Source organism: Pseudomonas sp. KH_021 (genome assembly GCF_057838865.1).
In genome coordinates, this window is record NZ_CM174477.1 from 86,860 (window position 1) to 111,983 (window position 25,124).

Sequence of the window (25,124 nt, forward strand, 5' to 3'; positions counted from 1 at the left end):
GTCTTAGCCTATTCAATGCGCGTTCCCCGATATGGCCTTTTGCCGTCTCTTGCGCCAGATCAAGCCGCCGCCCACCAGCAACGCCGCGGCTAACGCAATGACCCCGTAGAGGTCGTTGAAACTGAGCAACGGCCGCTCGATACGCAGGTAGCCGGGTGTGGCAAACAGTGCGCGCATGGCCTGGTTGGCGTCCTCCAGGCTGATCGCCTTGATTTGCTTGGCCGGGTTGCTGAAGCGGCCATTCTCAAAGTCGCTCAGGGCACTCCAGTAATAATCCGCCAATGCGCTGTTGCCTTGGGTTGCCCAGGCCTGGCGGTCGATGGCGAGTTGCTTGAGGCGTTCGAAAGTGGCCGGGTCCAGGCCGTTTCTGCGCAAGTGTTCTATCAGTGCGCGAAGGGTCTGCTCCGCCTCGTCAATATCGGCACGGTCCAGGTCGGCGTTCAGGCTGAGCAGGCCGCTGTCGCCAAACACTTCTCGGCGGCTTGAAGGGCCATAGGACAGGCTGTGCTTGAGCCGCAGTTCGCTGTAGAGCGCCCAGTCGAGGTAATTTTGCAGCAGGTCCGGGGTTTGCTCCTGCCCTTGTTCCAGGGTGGGTTCGATAAACAGCCAGTGCAGTTTTGCACTGTTACCGACCCAGCCGTTGTCGAGTTCGCGGCGTTCATCAGCAGGATGTCGGGCGCTGGCCAGAGGCTGGTGATCGCTGGGTTCGACGGACTCAAGAGCACCGTAGGTCCGTTCCAGAAAGGCCGGCAAGAGTTTGTCCAGGCCTCCGACAATGATCAGGGTCATGTTGTTTGGGGCATACCAGTGCTGGCGCACGTCCTCTACTTCATCAAGGCTCAGGTTGTCGACCGAGGCGCGCTCGGCGCATTTGAGCCCAAGCTCAATCGCTAATTGATCGCTGGCCCCGTGGCCCAGATCCTGGCGATCCAGAAGCCGTTGCATCTGGCTATAGTGGCCGCCATCCTCGCGTTCCACGATGCGCTTGGACAAGGCCAGGGCGTTCTCGTCGATGCGGGTCTGGGAGATGACTTTCAACAAGAGGTCCAGGACCTTACGTTGGTTGCGCGCCGGCGCATCAATGACAAAGGTCGTGTCGGCGCTGCTGGTATAGGCGTTCCATTCCCCGCCCAGCGCTTGCATGCGCTCTTCAAGGCCGCCCTCGTCGCCGTCGTCGATGCCGCTAAACAACAAGTGTTCAAGCAGGTGCGGTAACTCTTGGCGCTCGCAGCCAAAATCATCGAAGCCCACGCCTACCACCAATCGAATGGAGACATGAGTGCGCTCGTAGCCGGGCTTGAGTAGCACTTGCATGCCATTGGAGAGCAGGTAGCCTTCGACTTGAAAGCGGTCCAAGGCAAAGGTACCGGTACAGCCAAACAACAGACAGACGAACATCAGGCAACGCATGACAAGCTTCCTGGCATGAATCTTAAAGTACTGAGCGAGTACATCATTGAGTGGTGCCTTCATTCCGAGCGGGCATCGTCAGGCACGCCATCGACCGCCAATGCGCCGGTATCGGCCGAGCCCAGGACAACGTAGGCACTGCTGCAGAACAGCGAGTTCAAGCGTTTCATGTCAGCAATCAGCTCCAGGTGCAGTGAGCTGGTCTCGATACTTTGCACCACTTTACGTTGCAGGCGGCTGACATGAGCGTGGGCCAGGCGCCGTTCCTGAGCGCGAAACTTTCGTTTTTCCCGCAGCAGTTGGCGAGCGCTTTCCGGGTCGGCACTGAGAAATACCGAAAGACCCAGGCGCAAGTTGGCCAGTAACTGACTGTGCAGGCCGGTCAGCTCTTCCAGGCCGACGTCAGAAAACTCCCGGCGCTGGGACGTTTTCTGTTGTTGGACTTTGCGCAGCATGCGTTCAATCACGTCGCTGGCCAGCTTCAGGTTGATGGTTAGCTCAATGATTTCGGCCCAGCGCTGGCTGTCTTGCTCGCTCAAATCTTCCCTTGGCATTTGCGCCAGGTACAGCTTGATGGCGTTGTAGAGCGCCTCGACATCGTCGCTGTGCCGGCGCATTTCCTGGGTCAGTGCAGTTTGGGTGCCACGCAGGACGTTCAGCATGGCCGCCAGCATGCTGTCGACCAGGTCGCCCAAGCGCAGGGTTTCTCGCACGGCGTTGGCCAAGGCCAGGCTGGGCGTAGCCAGGGCAGTCTGGTCGAGGTGACGCGGCCGGGCGATGCCATTGGTCTCTGGGCGCTCCGGCAGCAGCCAGGCACACAGTCGGGCCATGGGGCTTACAGACACCAGCAGCACCAGGCAGCGCAGCGTGTTATAGAGCAGATGGAAGCCAATCACCATTTCCTGCGGGCTGAAGGTCAGGCTGTCCATCCAGGCAACCAGTGGGTCGAGTACCGGGATAATCAACAGCAGCCCGATCAGTTTGTACAACAGGCTCCCCAGCGCCACCTGGCGGCCCGCAGCGTTCTGCATGCTGGTGCTGAGAAATGCCAACAAACCGCTGCCGATATTGGCGCCGATCACCAGGCCGATGGCCACCGGCAAGCTGATCACTTCCGCGCCCGCCAAGGTTGCGGTCAGGAGTACGGCGGCGAGGCTTGAGTAAGACACTAGGGCAAACAGCGCGCCCACCAGGGCATCGAGCAAAATATCGCCGGTGAGCGAGGCGAACAGCACCTTCACCCCTTGGGCATGAGTAATCGGGGTGGCGGCTTCGACGATCAGTTGCAGCGCCAGGATGATCAGGCCCAGGCCGATCCCCACTCGGCCCATCTGCCCGACCGGCGTCTGCTTGCGTGACAGGAAGAAAATCACCCCAAGAAAAATCAACAGCGGTGACAGCCAGGACAGGTCGAAGGTCAGCACCCGCGCCATCAGCGCCGTACCCACGTCGGCCCCGAGCATGATTGCCAACGCCGGCGTCAGCGCCATCAGGCCCTGGCCGACGAACGAGGTCACCAGCATGGCCGTGGCGTTGCTGCTTTGCACCATGGCGGTCACCAGAATGCCGGCCACGAACGCCAAGGGTCGACGTGCCATGTTCTGGCCGAGCATGCGGCGCAGGTTCGAGCCATAGACTCGCAGGATGCCAGTACGCACGATGTGCGTGCCCCAGATCAATAGGGCGACGGCAGAGAGCAGATTGAGCAGGGTCAGCATAAAAAAGGCCCCCTGGTTAAGGTACCCCAGCGGGGCAAGTTCATGACGCCGTGAGCGGCGGTCTCGCAGTCGTTTTTTCCAGTGCTCACGTTAAGCTTTAGTTGGCCAATGGCCTGATCGCCAGCATCGCATAGCCGGTTACAAAGTTGATAGCCACGTCTGATGAAGGTTGATGAAAACGCAGGCGAAAAAAAGGGGCATTCACTGCCCCTTTTTTTCGGTTCTTCACGGAATCCTGGGAAATAGACAAAAAAGAACGGCGATTTGACCGATGATGTTCGTGCGAGCAAACCCATCAACCAAACCGCCGTTCTCATGCCAGATATTAATACGATCCTGCCTTTTTGGGATGGATTTTCTGTGGCTTCCGCCCAAGTCGTTGGCGGCTCTCTCCAGATCAACCTAACCCCTCGACCTAATCAGATTCCTCTTTGCAGCGGCTGCCTCAAGCCCTGCCTTGCTGTCCACGACCAGTCAGAGCGATCCATTCGGGATCTGCCAATTCTTGGCCACCCTGTCACGCTTACCGCTGTTTTTAGACGCCTGCGTTGCCTGGACTGCGGGACTCGGATGGAGTCGGTCAGTTGGCTTGATCGGTACGCCAGGCTTAGCGCAAGGCTTTGCCAAGCGGTCATCAAAGCCTGTCGCCAGATGGCAACGCTCCATGTCGCTCAACTCTTTGGCCTGCACTGGGAAACAGTGCGCGTCCTGGAGCGTCGCGCGCTTGAGCAAACATTGCATGAACTACCCGAGGCCGAGCCCAAGCGCTTGGTGATGGATGAGTTCGCCTTGTTCAAGGGGCATCGCTACGCCAGCGTGATCTTGGATGCCGATACGCGTCGCGTTTTGTGGGTGGGTGAAGGGCGCAGCCGGATAGCTATACGCTCGTTTTTCGAGGATCTGGGGCCAGAGCGGTGTTCACAAATCGAAGCGGTCGCCATGGATATGAATACGGCCTTCGATCTGGAAGTGAAACATCACTGCCGCAATGCGCGAGTGGTCTACGACCTGTTTCATGTCATCGCCAAATACGGTCGTGAAGTCATCGACAGGGTACGAGTCGACGAGGCTAACCGACTGCGCCATGACAAACCGGCGAGAAAGGTGGTCAAGCAGGCCCGCTGGCTCTTGCTGCGCAACCCCGAAAATCTGAAGAGCCAAGAGCAGCAGGTACATCTGCAGGATTTATTGGATGCCAATCAGTCGCTGATGACGGTCTATATCATGAAGGCTGAGCTCAAAGCGCTATGGTCGAGCGAAACAGCGTGGGAATGGCGTAGGGCGTGGAAACAATGGATGGGGCATGCCAAGCAGAGCGGCATTCCTTCGTTGATCCAGTTCGCGAAAAGGCTGAGCGGTTACTGGCGAGGCATTTTGAGCAGAGTTCGATGGCCAATGCACACAGGCCAACTAGAGGGGATCAACAATCGGATCAAGGTCATCAAGCGAATGGCTTACGGCTACCGGGACAGCGCATTTTTCTTCTTGAAGATCAAATGCGCTTTTCCCGGCAATCCGTGAAGAACCTTTTTTTCCGGCCCTGGTCTTACTGACCCGGGAAGTCCTTGCGAAGCTTCACAGGATCGGACAGCTTTTTCTTGCGGGAGATCATGGTGCGCATGCGGATATTGATGGCTTCGACAGCCAGCGAGAACGCCATGGCGAAGTACACGTAGCCTTTAGGGATATGCATGTCGAAGGATTCGGCGATCAAGACGATACCGACCACCAGCAGGAATGCCAGTGCCAGCATCTTCAACGATGGATGCTTGTCGATGAACTCGCTGATGGTGGCAGCGCAGAGCATCATCACCAGCACGGCGACGACGATGGCCGCGACCATCACGGGGACATGGGAAACCATGCCGACAGCGGTGATCACAGAGTCCAGCGAGAACACGATATCGATGATCGCGATCTGAATGATGGTGTAGATGAAGCTGCCACCCTTACCGCTTGGCTCATCCGAGCTTTCGTCTTCACCTTCCAGACCGTGGTACATCTCCTGGGAGCTTTTCCAGAGCAGGAACAGGCCACCGAAGAACAGGATCAGGTCGCGACCGGAAATGCCCTGGCCGAAAACTTCGAACAGGTCGGCGGTCAGGCGCATCACCCAGGTGATCGAGAGCAGCAGCAGGATCCGCGTCACCATGGCCAGGGCCAGGCCGAAAATCCGGGTCCGTTGCTGCATATGCTTGGGCATGCGGCTGACCAGGATCGAGATCATGATGATGTTGTCGATACCGAGAACGATCTCAAGAGCCGTCAGAGTAAAAAAGGCAACCCAGATTTCCGGGTTGGTCAGCCATTCCATGTGTATTCCTTCAAGCGTTGGTCAACGCATCATGCTCGAGCCTGCCGGAGCAGCTCGAGCGGTGACGCGCTGGAGGTGTTGATGAGTGTCAGAGTTATAGGCTGCTGAACAGTGGAAAAATTCCCATCAGCAGCGCAGCTACCATTATGCACAGGCAAACCAGTACTGCCCACTTCAAGGTAAAGCGCTGGTGGTCACCAAAATCGATGCCGGCCAGGGCCACCAGCAGGTAGGTTGAAGGGACCAATGGGCTGAGCAGGTGAACAGGTTGGCCAATGATCGAGGCGCGGGCCATTTCCACGGAGGTGACGCCGTAGTGACTGGCCGCCTCGGCCAATACCGGCAGAACACCGTAGTAGAAGGCATCGTTGGACATGAAAAAGGTGAACGGCATGCTGACGATCGCGGTGATCACCGCCATGTACGGCCCCATCGCCTCAGGGATCACCGCCAGCAGGCTCTTGGACATGGCGTCGACCATACCGGTACCCGACAGGATGCCAGTGAAGATCCCGGCAGCGAAGATCAGGCCGACCACGGCCAGTACGCTACCTGCGTGGGCGGCAACCCGATCCTTCTGCTGTTGCAGACACGGATAGTTGACGATCATGGCGATGCTGAAAGCAATCATGAACAACACCGGCAACGGCAGCAGGCCAGCGATCAGGGCAATCATCAGGACCAGGGTCAGGATGCCGTTGAACCACAGCAGTTTTGGACGTCGGGCATCCGGGTATTGGGAAACGGTGATTTCGCTGTGGTCCACTTCATCACCTGGCAGGTGCAGTTCACCCAGGCGTGCTCGTTCCCGCTTGCCGTACATGTAGGCGATGGCAAGGATGGCGGCGACGCCTGCGAGCATGGCCGGGATCATGGGCACGAAAATATCCGAGGGGTCCACATGCAGGGCGCTGGCCGCCCGCGCAGTCGGGCCGCCCCACGGGGTCATGTTCATGACCCCACCGGCCAGAATGATCAGGCCAGCCATGATTCGTGGGCTCATGCCCAGGCGACTGTAAAGCGGCAGCATGGCCGCCACGCAGATCATGTAGGTGGTGGCACCGTCACCGTCCATGGAGACCACCAGTGCCAGCACCGCAGTACCGACCGATACTTTCAGCGGGTCGCCCTTGACCATCTTGAGGATCTTGCGCACGGCCGGGTCGAACAGGCCAGAGTCGATCATCAGGGCAAAGTAGAGGATGGCGAACATCAGCATGACGCCGGTAGGCGCCAGTTTGCTGATGCCTTCGAGCATCATGGGGCCGATCTTGGCGGAAAAACCGCCGAACAGGGCGAAAATGATCGGTACCAGAATGAGCGCGATCAACGCCGACAGGCGCTTGGTCATGATCAGGTACATGAAGGTGATGACCATGGCAAAGCCAAGGAAAGTCAGCATAGGAATACTCCAGGCGTGGCGCGACGGGGGAAAGTCAGTCCGGGCGGATCAGCGCGGAACAGGCGGCGCAAGGAATACGGGCGGAGGTGTGGCGCGAAGGCGGGAATTGAAGGACATCAGTATCACCATTGTTGTTGTCGACTGGGCCCGACGCTGCGGCAAGTTGGCAGGGTCGTGGCCGGCCGGTCTTATGCCGGCGGTGTGGCGATGCTAATGGCGTAAGCTTTCAGCCAGCTTTCGCTGTCTGAAAGGCGACGAGAGGTGTAGGAAAGTGTAAAGCGACCTAGAAGACATTTCAGATGGAGGTGCTCATGTCGTCCACACATGAAGGCGGCTGTCATTGTGGCGCCCTACGCTACCGCTTCACCGGGCCGCTGGAGGATATTGCCCATTGCCACTGCACGATCTGCAGACGGGTGAGTGGAGCGCCCGTGACCACGTGGATCACCGTCCGCGCACAGCGGTTTCAATGGGTGCGAGGCATTGCCAGGCAGTACCGCTCATCCGAGCACTGCACACGGTACTTCTGCCCAGGATGCGGGGCTCAGTTGGTATTCATCACTGACTTGAGCCCCCAGACGATCGACGTGACCGTAGCGACCCTCGATCAACCGGAACTCGCAGTGCCCGAGCGGCATATCTGGACGACCACCCGCCTGCCCTGGTTGCATCTGGATGAGCACCTGCCCAGCGAGCCTGGAGAGACGCCCTAGGGCAGCTCCAGCCCACCGGAGGCTTTGTGCAATGCCCGCAGACGCCCGCCGACTTGCTTGATATTGGCTTCGGTGGCCGCAATTTCGGAAGCGCGCTCCGGCTCAAGCAGCGCCCTCACCTCTTTGTCCAGGTCGCCGCTCAAACGCTGCAATTGCTTTTGGCGCTGGCGGCTTTCGGTTTCCAGCCGATGCCATTCGCTGGACTGTGGCAAGCCATAGCCATCACTGCCCAAAAGCTCCGCGGGTCGGCTCAAGAAGCCGCTGTTGGCAAGAATCTGCTGCAAGGTGCCATTGGCCCGGTCCATGCTCCCGTTCTGCTGGGCGCGGCCGCTCAGGTAGCGCTGCTTGACTTCATCCTGGGCCAGCACCAATTGGCGGCGAAATCCGGCCTGCTCCAATAGCAAAAGTGCAGCGCTGGTGCGCAGGTCAGCCTGGGGAATCCACTGGCGGCGCTGGTCGGCGGGCTGTTCAAGCCATTGCTCGACCGTATCCTGCTTGATCGGTAAATGCTGCTTGAGAACGGCGAACATGGCCTGGTAACGCTCTCGATAGGAGTCGAATCGATAGCCCAGGCGCAGCGCTTCTCGTGGGTCGTCCAAGACACTGAGATCCGCCAGACCACGGCCATTGAGCACGTCCAGCAGACCATTGGGGATAATGCTGTCGGTGCCTGTGAGTTGCGGATTGTCGGTGCCGCTGCGCATCAACTTCAGGGTTTCTACCGCGCAGTTGTTTGACAGGAAGTAATAATTACCGTCGTAACTCCAGTGCATTTCGGCGGCCTGGCGTACCAGGGCCTCGATTTCAGTGCGGCTGAGTTTGAGAGGCACAGACGCCAGGCTGCGCAGCTCTGTCTTGGTGTATTCGTCGATCACCTGCGACAACGGCAGGATAAACAGCCGTGAGGGGTAGACACCGGTCAGGCCATCCCAGCTGGAGAGCTGCACATCGTTGACGAAAGCGCGGTAGGAAAGCACCAGGTGTTGATCAAGGTCCAGGCGGCAGTCGGGCCCGCGTGGACGGCCGGGGGCACAGATCACCAGGCGCAGCATACTGTGGCCCCAGCGACTGACCCAGTTTTGGTTGGCCTCAGCCAGCAGGTAATCGACGGCGTACACCCGTTCGGGGTCAATCGTACCCAGCGGTTGCTTGGCGAAGTCACTGCCGGCATTCAGGAACGGCAAGGCTTTCTCGCAGGCTGGCGGCTGGCTTGGGGCCCAGTCGAAGTGGCTTTTATACCAGTCGTACAGCGCTGGGCGGCGGCAGGCATAGCTTGGGTCTAACAGGAAGTACTCCATGTTGACCGCCACAAATTCCTTGGGGCTGCTGACTTCATAGATATCGGGGCTGCGGGCGACCTGACGGTTGTGTTGCTCGCGTTGGCCACGGCGGCCCACATACTGGGGCCAACCGGCCAGATCCAGCAGGCGAGGGTCATCGCTAAGGGTAAAGCGTCGGCCGGATTGGCCCCGGCAGCGGTCAGGCAAGCCGACTTTTCCCAGGCTGTCAGACTGGCGTTGGCATTGCAGGATCAGCGTGCGTTCGTCTTGCGGCCACAGGCGGGCACGGTCATAGAGGTGCGTCAGTTCATGAAGCACCGTTGCCAGTAGCTCTTCGCGAACGGTGCCATGGGGGCGGCCGGTTTTCTGCGTGGCTGCAGTGCCGTCGACGAGACCTGGGAGCAACCTGGCGTTGAGATCAAGGCTTGAGACCAGCGACGCCTGGCCGTATGCCTCGGCGGGCATGGTGTCGGTCCAGCTGACATCAATGCGTCGATCCAGCTGTTCGATAAATCGAGGGGGAAGCTTTTGCTGCGCCTCATCAAGCAGTGCTTGGCTGGCCTGCTGCTGATCAGGGGTCAGGCCGTGAGTGTTGAGAACCAGCCGCAGGCTGGCGGCTGCCGGGAAAGCCAGCAGTGCCAGCACACAGGTCAGCAGGCAGGCGCCAAGTCGCTTCACAGCGCGAGAATGGCTTCAGCGAGGGTCTGATCGCTGGCGTCTTTGGCCTCTGGAACGCGGTCGCGCAGGGTGGCGAAAGCGGCTTCCAGTTGTGCGCCCCGAATCTCGCCGTGGCTTGCGACAAAACTGGCAGCGTCATCGCGGGCTTCAACGATCACTTTGGAGTCACGAATGGAGGTGGTGGTGTCGGAGGTGAAGTCAATTGTGCGGTCGATGGCCCGCACGATGATATTGCTGGTGGCCACGAGGGTTTGAGCCTGGGCCACACCGGCACAGAGTGCCAGGCCAAGAGCGGCGGCTATCAGCGAGTTACGCATGGAACACTCTCCAGAAACAGATGTAATCATTGGACGAGAATTGCCTGTGCCAGTTCAAGATCGCTGGCATCAAGTTTTGGCTGTCCGCGGCGCAGGATAGGGATGGCGAGGCTAACTCACTGCGCCGGCACGGGGCCAGCGCAGGTTGGGCGGCGACACAATTCAGATGGCCAGAATGGCTTGGGCCAGTTGCGCGTCGGTAGCCGCGAGGGTTGGCAACTGCTGGCGAATATAGGCAAAGGCGCTTTCCAGTTCTACCCCACGGATATCACCGTTGCTGGCCACGAAGCTGGCAGCGTCGTCACGGGCAGCTCGAACGATTTTGTCGTCGCGCAACGACGAAGACAGGTCGGAGGTGGCGTCGGTGGAAGCGGCAACGGCGCGTACGACAGCGTCGGTCGTCACGACGAAACTGGAGGCATTGGCAGTAGAGGCCAGCGCCAATAGCACGGCAGCGCCAAGCAGACGTGGACGGGACATGATCAATCTCCTTCTATACGTGGGGTCGCGGTGTTTCTGAAGATCAGACGTACGCTCAGCCAATTGCGCTACTTAAGCCATGGGCTGTCGCTTTAGCCTACCCCGTCAGCCGGGATCGCACTACGGGATAAGAGCTGTACCTATTGAAAATAGGTAAATTTTTAACTGTATCTGTATCGGTATTTTGCCCCCCTGAAACAACAAAACCCGTCAGCAGTCACCTGCGACGGGTTTTGTGAATTCAAGGTGGCGGTCACATCAGGTGTGAACCGGCCTGCCCTGCACTTAACGCCAGAAAGGCTTGCTCAGCTCTTCGTGACGTTGTGCTTCGCTGATACCGGCGTCGGCCAGCAGGCGGGCATCCAGTCGAGCCAATTGATGGCGGCTGGAGATGCGGCGCTGCCACAACATCAGGTTAGCGAGTACGCGCAGTGGCATCGAAGACTGGGTGGATTCAGAGCTGTTCTGGAATTGCAGGTCGGAACTGAGTGTACGTTCCATGGTTGACGTCCTTCCGCTTTTGGCGGGATCAGGTAGTGGTTTAACTGGTGCCCATGATCCTCCTCTGCAGCAAGTGTCTCCAGATACAGTTAAACAGTATTGTGCGCATTCAGTTAACTGTTAAACGGCACTGTGTGACTCATTTTGAGCACAACTGTATCGGCATGCACTTAATTGGGGCAAAAGTTCAAAGGTGCGAGGGTGTGCTGCGACAAATCGGGGGGAAAATAGCGGTACAGTAGTACAGTTTTTGACATAAAAGTGGTTGAGCGCCGAACACCTTCATCTGTATGGGTTCGGCGCTTTCAATCACACGGCGAGCATGCGACCCGTGTCTTCCAGGTTCAGGTGCCAGGCGAGTGCCTCACGGAGCACGTGAGGTGTATGGCCACCTTTGGCGCAAGCATCTTCGAAATACTGGTTGAGCGGTTCGCGGAAGTCCGGGTGCACACAGTTGTCGATAATCACCCGGGCTCTTTCACGGGGCGCCAGGCCACGCAAATCGGCCAGGCCCTGTTCGGTGACCAGGATGTCCACGTCATGCTCGGTATGGTCCACATGGCTGACCATCGGCACAACGCTTGAAATCGCCCCACCCTTGGCAATGGACTTGGTCACGAAGATGGCCAAGTGGGCGTTACGGGCGAAGTCACCCGAGCCACCAATTCCGTTCATCATTCGTGTGCCACAGACGTGGGTAGAGTTGACGTTGCCGTAGATATCGAACTCAAGCGCGGTATTGATGCCAATGATGCCCAGGCGTCGGACCACTTCCGGGTGATTGGAAATTTCCTGCGGGCGCAGGACGAGTTTGTCCTTGTAGCGCTCCAGATTGCCGAACACGTCGGCATTGCGGCGAGTCGACAAGGTAATCGAGCTGCCCGAGGCAAAGCTCAGCTTGCCGGCGTCAATCAGGTCGAACGTCGAATCCTGCAGCACTTCGGAATACATGGTCAGGTCTTCGAAGGGCGAGTCGATCAGCCCGCACATCACGGCATTGGCGATGCTGCCGATACCGGCCTGCAGCGGCCCAAGCTTGTTGGTCATGCGCCCGGCGTCCACTTCCTGCTTCAAAAAAGCAATCAAGTGATCGGCAATTGCCTGGGTTTCGCCGTCCGGTGGCAGCACAGTGGACGGTGAGTCGGGCTGTTCGGTGACGACCACGGCAACGATCTTGGCGGGGTCGATCGCAATGGCGCTGCTACCGATGCGGTCATCGGCCTTCACCAGCGGAATCGGCGTACGGGTTGGACGGTAGGTGGGGATATAGATGTCGTGCAGGCCTTCCAGGTTGGCATTGTGAGCCATGTTGATCTCGACGATCACCTGTTTGGCAAAAATCGCGAAGCTGGCCGAGTTGCCGACCGAAGTGGTCGGCACGATGTGGCCTTCCTCGGTGATGGCCACTGCCTCAATGACGGCGATATCGGGCAGTTTGAGCTGCTGGTTGCGCAACTGCTCCACGGTTTCGGAAAGGTGCTGATCGATGAACATGACCGAGCCATCGTTGATGGCCTTGCGCAGTGTGCTATCGACCTGGAATGGCATTCGGCGGGCCAGCACGCCAGCTTCGGTCAGTTGCTTGTCCAGGTCATTGCCCAGGCTCGCGCCAGTCATGAGGCTGATTTTCAGGGGCGACAGCTTGGCACGTTCGGCCAGTGCATGGGGCACGGCCTTGGCTTCACCGGCACGGGTGAAACCGCTCATGCCGACAGTCATGCCGTCCTGAATCAGGGCTGCGGCGTCTGCCGCACTCATTACCTTGCTTTGCAGAGAGGGCAAACGAATACGATCACGGTACATGGATATTTATCTCGGGCAACGAAGCTAGATGCGCAGTCTATTGATTTGCACACTTTTCGTCCCACGACCAAGGTCGAATGCGAAGCCCTGATTCAGGCCCTTTTGTCGTATGAAACAGGCAAAGAAAAACCCCGGTCACTTTCGCGCCGGGGTTTTCTTACAGCCAGTGAGTAGCTTTACTCGACGGCTTTAACCATATCTTCGATGACCTTCTTCGCGTCACCAAACACCATCATGGTTTTGTCCAGGTAGAACAGCTCGTTGTCCAGGCCTGCGTAGCCGCTGGCCATGGAGCGCTTGTTGACGATGATGGTCTTGGCTTTGTAGGCCTCGAGGATCGGCATGCCGGCGATCGGCGACTTCGGATCGTTCTTGGCAGCGGGGTTGACCACGTCGTTGGCGCCGAGCACCAGCACCACGTCGGCCTGGCCAAACTCGGAGTTGATGTCTTCCATCTCGAACACCTGGTCGTACGGTACTTCGGCTTCGGCCAGCAGTACGTTCATGTGTCCAGGCATACGCCCGGCAACCGGGTGGATCGCGTACTTCACAGTCACGCCGCGATGGGTCAGCTTCTCGGTCAACTCCTTCAGTGCGTGCTGTGCGCGAGCAACGGCCAGGCCGTAGCCCGGAACGATGATCACGGTGTCGGCGTTGGTCAGCAGGAAGGTTGCGTCGTCAGCCGAACCGGATTTCACCGGACGAGCCTCTTGCGAGCCAGCCGGGCCGCCAGCATCGGTAGCGCCACCGAAACCGCCGAGCAGTACGTTGAAGAACGAACGGTTCATCGCCTTGCACATGATGTACGAGAGGATGGCGCCGGACGAACCCACCAGGGAGCCCGCGATGATCAGCATCGAGTTGTTCAGCGAGAAGCCGATACCGGCCGCCGCCCAGCCCGAGTAGCTGTTGAGCATCGACACCACGACCGGCATGTCGGCACCGCCGATCGGGATGATGATCAGCACACCCAATACGAACGCCAGGGCCAGCATCACACCGAAGGCGGTGTAGTCACCGGTCAGCATGAAGGTAATGCCCAGGCCGAGCGTTGCCAGGCCAATGATCAGGTTCAGCTTGTGCTGGCCGGAGAATTGTACCGGAGCGCCCTGGAACAGGCGGAACTTGTACTTGCCTGCCAGCTTGCCGAAGGCAATGACCGAGCCCGAGAAGGTGATCGCACCGATGGCCGCACCCAGGAACAGCTCCAGGCGGTTACCCGCCGGGATCGCATCGCCGAGGTTCTGCACGATGCCCAGCGATTGCGGCTCGACCACAGCAGCCACGGCGATGAACACCGCAGCCAGGCCGATCATGCTGTGCATGAAGGCGACCAGTTCAGGCATCTTGGTCATTTCGACCCGTTTGGCCATGATCGAACCGGCGGTACCGCCAACCAACAGACCGACGATCACGTAGACGATGCCATCCTGGGCCAACTCAGCGCCCAACTTGTAGATCAAGCCGACGGTGGTCAGGATCGCCAGGCCCATACCGAGCATGCCGAAAAAGTTGCCGCGACGCGACGTGGTCGGGTGCGACAAGCCCTTGAGCGCCTGGATGAAGCAGACCGAGGCGATCAAATACAGGGATGTAACCAGGTTCATGCTCATGCTTGCTGCACCTCAGCCTTGACTGCTGGGGCCTTGGCGGCCGGAGCTTTCGCCGCTTTCTTCTTGAACATTTCCAGCATGCGACGGGTGACCAGGAAGCCACCGAACACATTCACCGCGGCCAGGGCCACAGCCAGGGTGCCCATGATCTTGCCCAGCGGGGTCACGGTCAGGGCGGCGGCGAGCATGGCGCCGACGATGACAATGGCCGAGATGGCGTTGGTCACGGCCATCAGCGGGGTGTGCAGCGCGGGTGTCACGTTCCAGACCACGTGATAGCCGACATAGATCGCCAGCACAAAGATGATCAGGTTGTAGATACCGTGGGAAATCAGCATGTCTTCCATTGTTTTTATCCTCAGCCGTTTTTGCGCACGATTTGGCCGTCGCGGCACATCAGGCACGCGGCGACGATGTCGTCTTCGAGGTTGATCACCAACTGCCCTTCCTTATCGAAGAGTAGCTTCATGAAGTCCAGCAGGTTGCGGGCGTACAGCGCCGAGGCGTCTGCACCCACCTGAGCCGGCAGGTTGGTCGGGCCGACGATGGTCACACCGTGTTTGACCACGACCTGATCCGCCACGGTCAACGGGCAGTTGCCGCCTTGCGCGGCTGCCAGGTCGATGACCACGGAGCCAGGCTTCATTTGCGCAACGGTTTCGGCGCTGAGCAGCGTCGGCGCCTTGCGACCGGGGATCAAAGCGGTGGTGATGACGATATCGGCCTGCTTGGCGCGCTCGTGCACAGCCTGGGCCTGACGCTGCATCCAGCTGGCTGGCATCGGGCGGGCATAACCGCCGACGCCGACGGCGCATTCACGCTCTTCATCGGTTTCGTACGGCACATCGAGGAACTTCGCACCGAGCGATTCAATCTGTTCCTTCACTGCCGGGCGCACATCCGAGGCCTCGATCACCGCACCCAGGCGCTTGGCCGTGGCGATGGCTTGCAGCCCTGCCACACCGGCACCCAGGATCAGTACACGCGCGGCCTTTACGGTACCGGCAGCGGTCATCAGCATGGGCATGAAGCGTGGGTAGTGGTGCGCGGCCAGCAGCACGGCCTTGTAGCCGGCAATGTTGGCTTGCGAGGACAGCACGTCCAGGCTTTGGGCCCGAGAGGTGCGCGGCGCCGCTTCGAGAGCGAAAGCGGTAATGCCGCATTCGGCCATCTTGGCAATGGTCTCGTTATTAAACGGGTTGAGCATGCCGACCAGAACGGTGCCGTTCTTGATCTGGGTCAGCTCGCTGTCGGTGGGTGCGACAACCTTCAATACCAGCTGCGCGCCAAAGGCGTCGCTTGCGCTGCCAATGGTTGCGCCTGCGGCTTGAAAGGCACTGTCAGGAACGCTGGCGTTAATGCCGGCGCCGCTCTGGACCGTGACCTGATGACCCTGGCCAATCAATTTCTTGATGGTTTCCGGGGTTGCAGCGACCCGTGTTTCGCCCGTCTGCGTTTCGAGAGGAACACCAATGTGCACGTCAATTCTCCGTGATCTTTTTGAGTAAACCAGCACGCTTCGTTGTTATAAGCCAGCTCACCTTATGGGTGCGTCTGGGGCATTCTGATCTGCACGTCCCCGCCTGAAACAAGGGTGGCGACGCATTTTGCAGGCGATCCTGCATCGCTTTCAACAAGTTATGAAGGGTGACGCTGGTTTAACTACAAGTCACCCTGTGACCGATTGCCGCAATACCCAGGCTTGAGCCCAGTAGTGTCGGGCTTTTCAGCGTATTCACTGTTTTTGAAAGTTTTTTTAGATCAGACAGCTGAATGGCTCGCCATTTCACGTGTTTTGTCGCGTAGGCCGCGTACCACAAGGCTTGTAGGGGTATTTTGAGATTGCAATACAGTTTTCATAAATGCGCCATTTAGTGATATCTGTAGGTGCATTGATTATTTGACTACGGGGTCAGCTTTGGTTTTTGCTGTATTCCCGGGCATATCGGTGGGCTTCGTCGACAAGCCAGTCGCGAAAAGCGCGCAAAGAGGCAGATTCGGCCTTGCGGTCCGGGATCATCAAATAATAGGCCTTGATACTGGACAACGTATGGGGATTCGCGATGATCAGCCGCCCTTCCCTCAGCTCGCGCTGGATCAAAAATGGGGGGATCAATGCAATGCCCATTTCGTGCGATGCAGCTTGGGCCAGCATAGAAAACAGTTCATAGCGTGGGCCTGTCATATCGCTTGGGATATTCATGTCCAACGTGTTGAACCATTGTCTCCAGGCATAAGGGCGTGTGGTCTGTTGAAGCAACGGCAGGCTGGCAATGTACTGCGCGCTGACAGTGCCCTGCCCAGCCAGCAGCCCAGGGCTGCACACTGGCACCGTATTCTCCCCCATCAGCCGATGTGCTTGCGCGCCGGGCCAGTCCGCGTCACCAAAATAGATAGCGGCGTCGAAGTTGGTATCGGCAAACAGAAAAGGCCGGGTGCGGTTGGTGAGATTGACAGTGACTTCTGGGTGAAGCTTTTGAAATTCTTTCAGGCGAGGCAGCAACCACTGTGTTCCAAAGGTTGGCACTACTGCCAGTTCGATGGCATTGGCGCCCTGCTGGCGCATGACTGACAGGGTATCCCGTTCCACGGCGTCCAGTTGAGTGCTGACCTGCCTGCTGTAGGACAGCCCTGCTTCGGTCAGCTTCACGCCTCGTCTTGAGCGACGAAACAGCTCAACATTAAGAAACGCCTCCAGTCCGGCAATTTGCCGACAGACGGCCCCTTGAGTGAGGTCAAGCTCTTGCGCTGCCTTGGTAAAGCTTTCGTGGCGGGCAGCGGCCTCGAAGCAGACCAATGCTGCTGTGCTTGGGATTTTGCGACGCATGTACGGCAACCTCACTAATTGTTATTGGAATCAGGCGGCATGACGATCACGAAGTGAGAAATTAGCACAACGGTATGCGAAATCCTCGTTTGTCCTGTTGCGAGGACAGGCCTAGGATCAATGCACGACAACATTGACTCAACTCCAGAGGTTTTAACTCATGGCCGGTAAAGCAAGCTTCAACTGGATCGACCCGCTGCTGCTGGATCAGCAGCTCACCGATGAAGAGCGCATGGTGCGCAACAGCGCCGAGCAATTCGCCCAGGACAAGTTGGCGCCACGAGTGCTGGAAGCCTTTCGTCACGAGCGCACTGATCCTGCGATCTTCCGCGAGATGGGTGAAACTGGATTGCTGGGCGCGACCATTCCCGAACAGTACGGCGGCAGCGGCCTGAGCTACGTGTGCTATGGCCTGATTGCCCGTGAAGTTGAGCGTATCGACTCCGGCTATCGCTCGATGATGAGTGTGCAATCGTCACTGGTCATGGTGCCGATCAATGAGTTCGGCACTGAAGCGCAAAAGCAGAAGTATCTGCCCAAGCTTGCCAGCGGTGAATGGATTGGTTGCTTCGGCCTGACTGAACCCGACCATGGTTCCGATCCGGGTTCGCTGATTACCCGTGCCAAGAAGGTGGACGGTGGTTATCGCCTGTCGGGCAGCAAAATGTGGATCACCAACAGCCCGATCGCTGATGTATTCGTGGTGTGGGCTAAAGATGATGCAGGCGATATTCGTGGCTTTGTTCTGGAGAAAGGCTGGCAGGGTCTGAGCGCTCCTGCGATTCATGGCAAGGTTGGCCTGCGTGCGTCGATCACCGGTGAGATCGTGATGGACAACGTGTTCGTCCCTGAAGAGAACATCTTCCCGGATGTGCGCGGCTTGAAAGGGCCGTTCACCTGCCTTAACTCTGCGCGTTACGGGATTGCATGGGGTGCGCTCGGTGCTGCGGAGTCTTGCTGGCACACCGCGCGTCAATACACCCTGGATCGCCAGCAGTTCGGCCGTCCATTGGCAGCCAATCAACTGATCCAGAAAAAACTGGCAGACATGCAGACTGAGATCACCTTGGCGCTTCAGGGTTGCCTGCGTCTGGGGCGGATGAAGGATGAAGGAACCGCGGCGGTGGAAATCACTTCCCTCATGAAGCGTAACTCTTGCGGTAAATCGCTGGATATCGCACGGATGGCGCGAGACATGCTGGGTGGCAACGGTATTTCCGATGAATTTGGCGTCGCCCGCCACCTGGTCAACCTGGAAGTGGTCAATACCTACGAGGGTACACACGACGTGCACGCTCTGATCCTGGGCCGCGCTCAGACTGGCATTCAGGCCTTCTATTAATAAGGAGCCTGTCATGGGCGCGCTATCGCATCTACGTGTACTGGATTTATCGCGAGTACTGGCCGGGCCTTGGTCCGGTCAGATCCTGGCGGACCTGGGGGCGGAAGTCATCAAGGTCGAGCGGCCGGGCAGTGGAGACGATACGCGCGCCTGGGGTCCGCCCTTTTTGAAGGACGCCTTCGGTGAGAATACGACCGAGGCTGCTTATTACTTGTCTGCCAACCGCAACAAGCGCTCGGTCACCATCGACTTCACCCAGCCTGAAGGTCAGCGACTGGTCCGTGAGTTAGCGGCCAAGTCCGATATTGTGATTGAAAACTTCAAGGTTGGAGGTCTGGCTGCCTATGGCTTGGACTATTCAAGCCTGAAGGCGATCAATCCAGAATTGATCTATTGCTCGATCACAGGCTTCGGTCAAACCGGGCCTTATGCCAAGCGTGCTGGATATGACTTTATGATCCAGGGGCTCGGCGGGCTGATGAGCTTCACCGGTCGGCCTGAAGGTGATGAGGGTGCGGGGCCGGTCAAGGTTGGCGTGGCGCTGACGGACATTCTGACGGGTCTGTATTCCACTGTCGCCATTCTGGCTGCACTTGCCCATCGTGATCAGCAGGGTGGCGGCCAGTACATTGATATGGCGTTGCTGGATGTCCAGGTGGCCTGCCTGGCTAACCAGGCCATGAATTACCTCACTACCGGTGTGCCTCCTAAGCGATTAGGGAATGCTCATCCGAATATCGTGCCGTATCAGGATTTTCCGACGGCAGATGGCGATTTCATTCTTACTGTGGGTAACGACAGCCAGTTCCGTAAATTTGCGGAAGTGGCGGGCAATCCGCAGTGGGCGGATGACCCGCGTTTCGCTACTAATAAGCTGCGGGTGGCCCATCGTGCGGACTTGATACCGCTGATACGCCAGGCAACGGTCTTCAAGACGACTGCGCAGTGGGTGTCATTGCTGGAGCAGGCTGGCGTACCGTGCGGGCCTATCAATGACCTTGCCCAGATGTTCGAGGATCCCCAGGTCAAGGCGCGAGGATTGGCGATCGAGATGCCACATCCATTGGCTGGGATGGTAGCGCAGGTGGCAAGCCCTATCAGGCTTTCGGAAACACCTGTGGAGTATCGTAATGCTCCTCCTTTGCTGGGTGAACATACCGAGCAGGTCTTGAGTGAAGTGCTTTCGCTGGGAGAGGCGGATATATCGGCCCTTCGCGAGCGAGGAGTGTTGTGAGCTTCTCTCTCTATATATAGCTACTGCATCAATTGGTTGTTTTTTGAGCGTTTAAGGGCTGATTCAGTATTGTTGAAGATAGCCCTTGACGTGTTGTTACAACTCTCTATAATTCGCCCCTCTTCCGGCGCAGTCGAAACGGAAAACTCCTTGTAAATCAGTGAGTTGGCCAGAGTAGCAAGCTTGGAAGTGTTTTCGGTCTGAAGGTCGAAAGCGGTGAATAAGGTGGTTGACAGCGCTTCTAAACGCTGTAGAATTCACCTCCCGCTAACGAGAGATCGAAGCGAGCCAAGTGGTTGAAGTTGTTCAGGTTTCTCCTAAAGAACTTCAAAATAAACGCTTGACAGACACAGAGGAAAGCGTAGAATGCGCGCCTCGGTTGAGGCGAAAGACTCTCAGCCAACCGCTCTTTAACAACTGAATCAAGCAATTCGTGTGGGTGCTTGTGAAATCAGACTGATCGTCAAAAAGATTATCAGCATCACAAGTGACTATACGAGTAATCATATAGTTCATTTTGAGATTGCTGAGCCAAGTTTAGGGTTTTCTCAAAACCCAAGCAGTATTGAACTGAAGAGTTTGATCATGGCTCAGATTGAACGCTGGCGGCAGGCCTAACACATGCAAGTCGAGCGGAGGAGAGTAGCTTGCTACTCGAATCAGCGGCGGACGGGTGAGTAATACCTAGGAATCTGCCTGATAGTGGGGGACAACGTTTCGAAAGGAACGCTAATACCGCATACGTCCTACGGGAGAAAGCAGGGGACCTTCGGGCCTTGCGCTATCAGATGAGCCTAGGTCGGATTAGCTAGTTGGTGAGGTAATGGCTCACCAAGGCGACGATCCGTAACTGGTCTGAGAGGATGATCAGTCACACTGGAACTGAGACACGGTCCAGACTCCTACGGGAGGCAGCAGTGGGGAATATTGGACAATGGGCGAAAGCCTGATCCAGCCATGCCGCGTGTGTGAAGAAGGTCTTCGGATTGTAAAGCACTTTAAGTTGGGAGGAAGGGCAGTAAGCGAATACCTTGCTGTCTTGACGTTACCGACAGAATAAGCACCGGCTAACTCTGTGCCAGCAGCCGCGGTAATACAGAGGGTGCAAGCGTTAATCGGAATTACTGGGCGTAAAGCGCGCGTAGGTGGTTTGTTAAGTTGGATGTGAAATCCCCGGGCTCAACCTGGGAACTGCATCCAAAACTGGCAAGCTAGAGTAGGGCAGAGGGTGGTGGAATTTCCTGTGTAGCGGTGAAATGCGTAGATATAGGAAGGAACACCAGTGGCGAAGGCGACCACCTGGGCTCATACTGACACTGAGGTGCGAAAGCGTGGGGAGCAAACAGGATTAGATACCCTGGTAGTCCACGCCGTAAACGATGTCAACTAGCCGTTGGAATCCTTGAGATTTTAGTGGCGCAGCTAACGCATTAAGTTGACCGCCTGGGGAGTACGGCCGCAAGGTTAAAACTCAAATGAATTGACGGGGGCCCGCACAAGCGGTGGAGCATGTGGTTTAATTCGAAGCAACGCGAAGAACCTTACCAGGCCTTGACATCCAATGAACTTTCCAGAGATGGATTGGTGCCTTCGGGAACATTGAGACAGGTGCTGCATGGCTGTCGTCAGCTCGTGTCGTGAGATGTTGGGTTAAGTCCCGTAACGAGCGCAACCCTTGTCCTTAGTTACCAGCACGTCATGGTGGGCACTCTAAGGAGACTGCCGGTGACAAACCGGAGGAAGGTGGGGATGACGTCAAGTCATCATGGCCCTTACGGCCTGGGCTACACACGTGCTACAATGGTCGGTACAGAGGGTCGCCAAACCGCGAGGTGGAGCTAATCTCACAAAACCGATCGTAGTCCGGATCGCAGTCTGCAACTCGACTGCGTGAAGTCGGAATCGCTAGTAATCGCGAATCAGAATGTCGCGGTGAATACGTTCCCGGGCCTTGTACACACCGCCCGTCACACCATGGGAGTGGGTTGCACCAGAAGTAGCTAGTCTAACCTTCGGGAGGACGGTTACCACGGTGTGATTCATGACTGGGGTGAAGTCGTAACAAGGTAGCCGTAGGGGAACCTGCGGCTGGATCACCTCCTTAATCGACAGACATCAGCTGCTCATAAGCACCCACACGAATTGCTTGATTCATTGAAGAAGACGATTGGGTCTGTAGCTCAGTTGGTTAGAGCGCACCCCTGATAAGGGTGAGGTCGGCAGTTCGAATCTGCCCAGACCCACCAATTACGTGGTGCACCCTGTAGCGATACGGGGCCATAGCTCAGCTGGGAGAGCGCCTGCCTTGCACGCAGGAGGTCAGCGGTTCGATCCCGCTTGGCTCCACCATTACAGATAGCCACTATCGTAAAAGCTTAGAAATGAATATTCGCTTCGAATATTGATTTCTGAACTTTTTCAGAATCGTTCTTTAAAAATTTGGGTATGTGATAGAAAGATAGACTGGACAGCACTTTCACTGGTGCTTGTTCAGGCTAAGGTAAAATTTGTGAGTGATATTGCAAATTTTCGGCGAATGTCGTCTTCACAGTATAACCAGATTGCTTGGGGTTATATGGTCAAGTGAAGAAGCGCATACGGTGGATGCCTTGGCAGTCAGAGGCGATGAAAGACGTGGTAGCCTGCGATAAGCTTCGGGGAGTCGGCAAACAGACTTTGATCCGGAGATCTCTGAATGGGGGAACCCACCTAACATAAGTTAGGTATCCTGCACTGAATACATAGGTGCATGAAGCGAACCAGGGGAACTGAAACATCTAAGTACCCTGAGGAAAAGAAATCAACCGAGATTCCCTTAGTAGTGGCGAGCGAACGGGGACCAGCCCTTAAGTGGCTTTGAGATTAGCGGAACGCTCTGGAAAGTGCGGCCATAGTGGGTGATAGCCCTGTACGCGAAAATCTCTTGGTCATGAAATCGAGTAGGACGGAGCACGAGAAACTTTGTCTGAATATGGGGGGACCATCCTCCAAGGCTAAATACTACTGACTGACCGATAGTGAACTAGTACCGTGAGGGAAAGGCGAAAAGAACCCCGGAGAGGGGAGTGAAATAGATCCTGAAACCGTATGCGTACAAGCAGTGGGAGCAGACTTTGTTCTGTGACTGCGTACCTTTTGTATAATGGGTCAGCGACTTATATTCAGTGGCGAGCTTAACCGAATAGGGGAGGCGTAGCGAAAGCGAGTGTTAATAGCGCGTTTAGTCGCTGGGTATAGACCCGAAACCGGGCGATCTATCCATGGGCAGGTTGAAGGTTGGGTAACACTAACTGGAGGACCGAACCGACTACCGTTGAAAAGTTAGCGGATGACCTGTGGATCGGAGTGAAAGGCTAATCAAGCTCGGAGATAGCTGGTTCTCCTCGAAAGCTATTTAGGTAGCGCCTCATGTATCACTGTAGGGGGTAGAGCACTGTTTCGGCTAGGGGGTCATCCCGACTTACCAAACCGATGCAAACTCCGAATACCTACAAGTGCCGAGCATGGGAGACACACGGCGGGTGCTAACGTCCGTCGTGAAAAGGGAAACAACCCAGACCGTCAGCTAAGGTCCCAAAATCCTGGTTAAGTGGGAAACGATGTGGGAAGGCTTAGACAGCTAGGAGGTTGGCTTAGAAGCAGCCACCCTTTAAAGAAAGCGTAATAGCTCACTAGTCGAGTCGGCCTGCGCGGAAGATGTAACGGGGCTCAAACCAGGTACCGAAGCTACGGGTATCATCCTTTGGATGATGCGGTAGAGGAGCGTTCTGTAAGCCTGTGAAGGTGAGTTGAGAAGCTTGCTGGAGGTATCAGAAGTGCGAATGCTGACATGAGTAACGACAATGGGTGTGAAAAACACCCACGCCGAAAGACCAAGGTTTCCTGCGCAACGTTAATCGACGCAGGGTTAGTCGGTCCCTAAGGCGAGGCTGAAAAGCGTAGTCGATGGAAAACAGGTTAATATTCCTGTACTTCTGGTTATTGCGATGGAGGGACGGAGAAGGCTAGGCCAGCTTGGCGTTGGTTGTCCAAGTTTAAGGTGGTAGGCTGGACTCTTAGGTAAATCCGGGAGTCTAAGGCCGAGAGCTGATGACGAGTTACCCTTTGGGTGACGAAGTGGTTGATGCCATGCTTCCAAGAAAAGCTTCTAAGCTTCAGGTAACCAGGAACCGTACCCCAAACCGACACAGGTGGTTGGGTAGAGAATACCAAGGCGCTTGAGAGAACTCGGGTGAAGGAACTAGGCAAAATGGCACCGTAACTTCGGGAGAAGGTGCGCCGGTGAGGGTGAAGGACTTGCTCCGTAAGCTCATGCCGGTCGAAGATACCAGGCCGCTGCGACTGTTTATTAAAAACACAGCACTCTGCAAACACGAAAGTGGACGTATAGGGTGTGACGCCTGCCCGGTGCCGGAAGGTTAATTGATGGGGTTAGCTAACGCGAAGCTCTTGATCGAAGCCCCGGTAAACGGCGGCCGTAACTATAACGGTCCTAAGGTAGCGAAATTCCTTGTCGGGTAAGTTCCGACCTGCACGAATGGCGTAACGATGGCGGCGCTGTCTCCACCCGAGACTCAGTGAAATTGAAATCGCTGTGAAGATGCAGTGTATCCGCGGCTAGACGGAAAGACCCCGTGAACCTTTACTATAGCTTTGCACTGGACTTTGAATTTGCTTGTGTAGGATAGGTGGGAGGCTTTGAAGCGTGGACGCCAGTTCGCGTGGAGCCATCCTTGAAATACCACCCTGGCAACTTTGAGGTTCTAACTCAGGTCCGTTATCCGGATCGAGGACAGTGTATGGTGGGTAGTTTGACTGGGGCGGTCTCCTCCTAAAGAGTAACGGAGGAGTACGAAGGTGCGCTCAGACCGGTCGGAAATCGGTCGTAGAGTATAAAGGCAAAAGCGCGCTTGACTGCGAGACAGACACGTCGAGCAGGTACGAAAGTAGGTCTTAGTGATCCGGTGGTTCTGTATGGAAGGGCCATCGCTCAACGGATAAAAGGTACTCCGGGGATAACAGGCTGATACCGCCCAAGAGTTCATATCGACGGCGGTGTTTGGCACCTCGATGTCGGCTCATCACATCCTGGGGCTGAAGCCGGTCCCAAGGGTATGGCTGTTCGCCATTTAAAGTGGTACGCGAGCTGGGTTTAGAACGTCGTGAGACAGTTCGGTCCCTATCTGCCGTGGACGTTTGAGATTTGAGAGGGGCTGCTCCTAGTACGAGAGGACCGGAGTGGACGAACCTCTGGTGTTCCGGTTGTCACGCCAGTGGCATTGCCGGGTAGCTATGTTCGGAAGAGATAACCGCTGAAAGCATCTAAGCGGGAAACTTGCCTCAAGATGAGATCTCACTGGAGCCTTGAGCTCCCTGAAGGGCCGTCGAAGACTACGACGTTGATAGGTTGGGTGTGTAAGCGCTGTGAGGCGTTGAGCTAACCAATACTAATTGCCCGTGAGGCTTGACCATATAACACCCAAGCAATTTGA

General features: G+C 56.9%; 18 protein-coding genes, 2 tRNA genes and 2 rRNA genes. 8 read left to right on the top strand and 14 right to left on the bottom strand.

What is annotated here, in order from left to right; all coding sequences use genetic code 11:
- Positions 1-12: 12 nt before the first annotated feature.
- Together AC3IX4_RS00445 and AC3IX4_RS00450 are read right to left on the bottom strand one after the other, a co-directional pair.
- Positions 13-1,410 carry a M16 family metallopeptidase gene (locus tag AC3IX4_RS00445; RefSeq protein ID WP_489258750.1) on the bottom strand — a complete coding sequence of 466 codons (1,398 nt, stop codon included), beginning with the start codon at positions 1,408-1,410 and terminating at the stop codon, positions 13-15.
- A gap of 59 nt (positions 1,411-1,469) precedes the next feature.
- Entirely contained in the window at positions 1,470-3,128 is a 1,659-nt protein-coding gene (locus AC3IX4_RS00450) for a Na/Pi cotransporter family protein (protein ID WP_489258751.1), read from the bottom strand.
- A gap of 315 nt (positions 3,129-3,443) precedes the next feature.
- On the opposite strand from AC3IX4_RS00450, the gene AC3IX4_RS00455 reads away from it, so the two are divergent.
- On the top strand, positions 3,444-4,649 hold the full coding sequence (locus tag AC3IX4_RS00455; RefSeq protein ID WP_489256731.1) for an ISL3 family transposase: 1,206 nt from the start codon (positions 3,444-3,446) through the stop codon (positions 4,647-4,649).
- Between the two features lie 25 nt (positions 4,650-4,674).
- Here the strand turns inward: AC3IX4_RS00455 and AC3IX4_RS00460 are convergent, their stop codons facing one another.
- Both AC3IX4_RS00460 and AC3IX4_RS00465 read right to left on the bottom strand, forming a co-directional pair.
- A complete protein-coding gene (locus tag AC3IX4_RS00460; protein ID WP_489258752.1) occupies positions 4,675-5,442 on the bottom strand; it encodes a TerC family protein in 768 nt (255 codons plus the stop codon).
- Positions 5,443-5,536: 94 nt separating this feature from the next.
- On the bottom strand, positions 5,537-6,844 hold the full coding sequence (locus AC3IX4_RS00465; protein ID WP_489258753.1) for a CitMHS family transporter: 1,308 nt from the start codon (positions 6,842-6,844) through the stop codon (positions 5,537-5,539).
- Between the two features lie 311 nt (positions 6,845-7,155).
- Here AC3IX4_RS00465 and AC3IX4_RS00470 point away from each other — a divergent pair, with 311 nt between their 5' ends.
- Positions 7,156-7,557: a GFA family protein gene (locus AC3IX4_RS00470; protein ID WP_489258754.1), complete on the top strand. Its 402-nt coding sequence runs from the start codon at positions 7,156-7,158 to the stop codon at positions 7,555-7,557.
- On the opposite strand, the gene AC3IX4_RS00475 is transcribed toward AC3IX4_RS00470, so the two are convergent.
- The 10 genes from AC3IX4_RS00475 to AC3IX4_RS00520 all read right to left on the bottom strand — a co-directional run bounded on the left by AC3IX4_RS00475 (position 7,554) and on the right by AC3IX4_RS00520 (position 17,056).
- Positions 7,554-9,515 (bottom strand): DUF7844 domain-containing protein, encoded by a 1,962-nt coding sequence (locus AC3IX4_RS00475; RefSeq protein ID WP_489258755.1) that lies wholly within the window; start codon positions 9,513-9,515, stop codon positions 7,554-7,556. The two genes, AC3IX4_RS00470 and AC3IX4_RS00475, sit on opposite strands and share 4 nt — an antisense overlap.
- Positions 9,512-9,832, bottom strand: a complete 321-nt coding sequence (locus tag AC3IX4_RS00480) for a DUF2388 domain-containing protein (protein ID WP_489258756.1) — start codon at positions 9,830-9,832, stop codon at positions 9,512-9,514. The genes AC3IX4_RS00475 and AC3IX4_RS00480 overlap by 4 nt, the downstream gene beginning before the upstream one ends.
- 26 nt (positions 9,833-9,858) lie before the next feature.
- Complete coding sequence (locus tag AC3IX4_RS00485; protein WP_489261393.1) at positions 9,859-9,936, bottom strand: DUF2388 domain-containing protein; 78 nt, start codon at positions 9,934-9,936, stop codon at positions 9,859-9,861.
- Between the two features lie 58 nt (positions 9,937-9,994).
- Entirely contained in the window at positions 9,995-10,312 is a 318-nt protein-coding gene (locus tag AC3IX4_RS00490; RefSeq protein ID WP_489258757.1) for a DUF2388 domain-containing protein, read from the bottom strand.
- Positions 10,313-10,597: 285 nt separating this feature from the next.
- Positions 10,598-10,813 (bottom strand): DUF1127 domain-containing protein, encoded by a 216-nt coding sequence (locus AC3IX4_RS00495; protein ID WP_489258758.1) that lies wholly within the window; start codon positions 10,811-10,813, stop codon positions 10,598-10,600.
- 309 nt (positions 10,814-11,122) lie between these two features.
- Positions 11,123-12,616: a succinyl-CoA:acetate CoA-transferase ScpC gene (gene scpC, locus AC3IX4_RS00500; RefSeq protein ID WP_489258759.1), complete on the bottom strand. Its 1,494-nt coding sequence runs from the start codon at positions 12,614-12,616 to the stop codon at positions 11,123-11,125.
- 176 nt (positions 12,617-12,792) lie between these two features.
- Entirely contained in the window at positions 12,793-14,229 is a 1,437-nt protein-coding gene (locus tag AC3IX4_RS00505) for an NAD(P)(+) transhydrogenase (Re/Si-specific) subunit beta (protein ID WP_489258760.1), read from the bottom strand.
- Positions 14,226-14,576, bottom strand: coding sequence for an NAD(P) transhydrogenase subunit alpha part 2 (locus AC3IX4_RS00510; RefSeq protein WP_489256916.1), 351 nt, complete (start codon positions 14,574-14,576; stop codon positions 14,226-14,228). The genes AC3IX4_RS00505 and AC3IX4_RS00510 overlap by 4 nt, the downstream gene beginning before the upstream one ends.
- Positions 14,577-14,587: 11 nt before the next feature.
- The gene (locus AC3IX4_RS00515) at positions 14,588-15,709 is read right to left on the bottom strand and encodes a Re/Si-specific NAD(P)(+) transhydrogenase subunit alpha (protein WP_489258761.1); all 1,122 of its coding nucleotides are present in this window, start codon (positions 15,707-15,709) and stop codon (positions 14,588-14,590) included.
- A 432-nt stretch (positions 15,710-16,141) separates the two neighbouring features.
- Positions 16,142-17,056 (bottom strand): LysR family transcriptional regulator, encoded by a 915-nt coding sequence (locus AC3IX4_RS00520; protein WP_489258762.1) that lies wholly within the window; start codon positions 17,054-17,056, stop codon positions 16,142-16,144.
- Between the two features lie 160 nt (positions 17,057-17,216).
- On the opposite strand from AC3IX4_RS00520, the gene AC3IX4_RS00525 reads away from it, so the two are divergent.
- The 6 genes from AC3IX4_RS00525 to AC3IX4_RS00550 all read left to right on the top strand — a co-directional run bounded on the left by AC3IX4_RS00525 (position 17,217) and on the right by AC3IX4_RS00550 (position 25,104).
- Entirely contained in the window at positions 17,217-18,398 is a 1,182-nt protein-coding gene (locus AC3IX4_RS00525) for an acyl-CoA dehydrogenase (protein ID WP_489258763.1), read from the top strand.
- Positions 18,399-18,411: 13 nt separating this feature from the next.
- On the top strand, positions 18,412-19,632 hold the full coding sequence (locus AC3IX4_RS00530) for a CaiB/BaiF CoA transferase family protein (protein ID WP_489258764.1): 1,221 nt from the start codon (positions 18,412-18,414) through the stop codon (positions 19,630-19,632).
- A 567-nt stretch (positions 19,633-20,199) separates the two neighbouring features.
- Positions 20,200-21,736: ribosomal RNA gene (locus AC3IX4_RS00535) — 16S ribosomal RNA — on the top strand.
- A 65-nt stretch (positions 21,737-21,801) separates the two neighbouring features.
- A tRNA-Ile gene (locus AC3IX4_RS00540) sits at positions 21,802-21,878 on the top strand.
- Between the two features lie 27 nt (positions 21,879-21,905).
- A tRNA-Ala gene (locus AC3IX4_RS00545) sits at positions 21,906-21,981 on the top strand.
- Between the two features lie 228 nt (positions 21,982-22,209).
- A 23S ribosomal RNA gene (locus AC3IX4_RS00550) occupies positions 22,210-25,104 on the top strand.
- Together the 16S and 23S rRNA genes with 2 tRNA genes alongside form the textbook arrangement of a ribosomal RNA operon.
- The last annotated feature ends 20 nt before the right edge of the window (positions 25,105-25,124 follow it).

What these genes read in the sequence shown, in the direction of transcription:
- AC3IX4_RS00445 (WP_489258750.1), bottom strand. Translation starts at nt 1,410, where the DNA reads ATGCGTTGCCTGATGTTCGTCTGTCTGTTGTTTGGCTGTACCGGTACC.
- AC3IX4_RS00450 (WP_489258751.1), bottom strand. Translation starts at nt 3,128, where the DNA reads ATGCTGACCCTGCTCAATCTGCTCTCTGCCGTCGCCCTATTGATCTGG.
- AC3IX4_RS00455 (WP_489256731.1), top strand. Translation starts at nt 3,444, where the DNA reads ATGCCAGATATTAATACGATCCTGCCTTTTTGGGATGGATTTTCTGTG.
- AC3IX4_RS00460 (WP_489258752.1), bottom strand. Translation starts at nt 5,442, where the DNA reads ATGGAATGGCTGACCAACCCGGAAATCTGGGTTGCCTTTTTTACTCTG.
- AC3IX4_RS00465 (WP_489258753.1), bottom strand. Translation starts at nt 6,844, where the DNA reads ATGCTGACTTTCCTTGGCTTTGCCATGGTCATCACCTTCATGTACCTG.
- AC3IX4_RS00470 (WP_489258754.1), top strand. Translation starts at nt 7,156, where the DNA reads ATGTCGTCCACACATGAAGGCGGCTGTCATTGTGGCGCCCTACGCTAC.
- AC3IX4_RS00480 (WP_489258756.1), bottom strand. Translation starts at nt 9,832, where the DNA reads ATGCGTAACTCGCTGATAGCCGCCGCTCTTGGCCTGGCACTCTGTGCC.
- AC3IX4_RS00490 (WP_489258757.1), bottom strand. Translation starts at nt 10,312, where the DNA reads ATGTCCCGTCCACGTCTGCTTGGCGCTGCCGTGCTATTGGCGCTGGCC.
- AC3IX4_RS00495 (WP_489258758.1), bottom strand. Translation starts at nt 10,813, where the DNA reads ATGGAACGTACACTCAGTTCCGACCTGCAATTCCAGAACAGCTCTGAA.
- scpC (WP_489258759.1), bottom strand. Translation starts at nt 12,616, where the DNA reads ATGTACCGTGATCGTATTCGTTTGCCCTCTCTGCAAAGCAAGGTAATG.
- AC3IX4_RS00505 (WP_489258760.1), bottom strand. Translation starts at nt 14,229, where the DNA reads ATGAGCATGAACCTGGTTACATCCCTGTATTTGATCGCCTCGGTCTGC.
- AC3IX4_RS00510 (WP_489256916.1), bottom strand. Translation starts at nt 14,576, where the DNA reads ATGGAAGACATGCTGATTTCCCACGGTATCTACAACCTGATCATCTTT.
- AC3IX4_RS00520 (WP_489258762.1), bottom strand. Translation starts at nt 17,056, where the DNA reads ATGCGTCGCAAAATCCCAAGCACAGCAGCATTGGTCTGCTTCGAGGCC.
- AC3IX4_RS00525 (WP_489258763.1), top strand. Translation starts at nt 17,217, where the DNA reads ATGGCCGGTAAAGCAAGCTTCAACTGGATCGACCCGCTGCTGCTGGAT.
- AC3IX4_RS00530 (WP_489258764.1), top strand. Translation starts at nt 18,412, where the DNA reads ATGGGCGCGCTATCGCATCTACGTGTACTGGATTTATCGCGAGTACTG.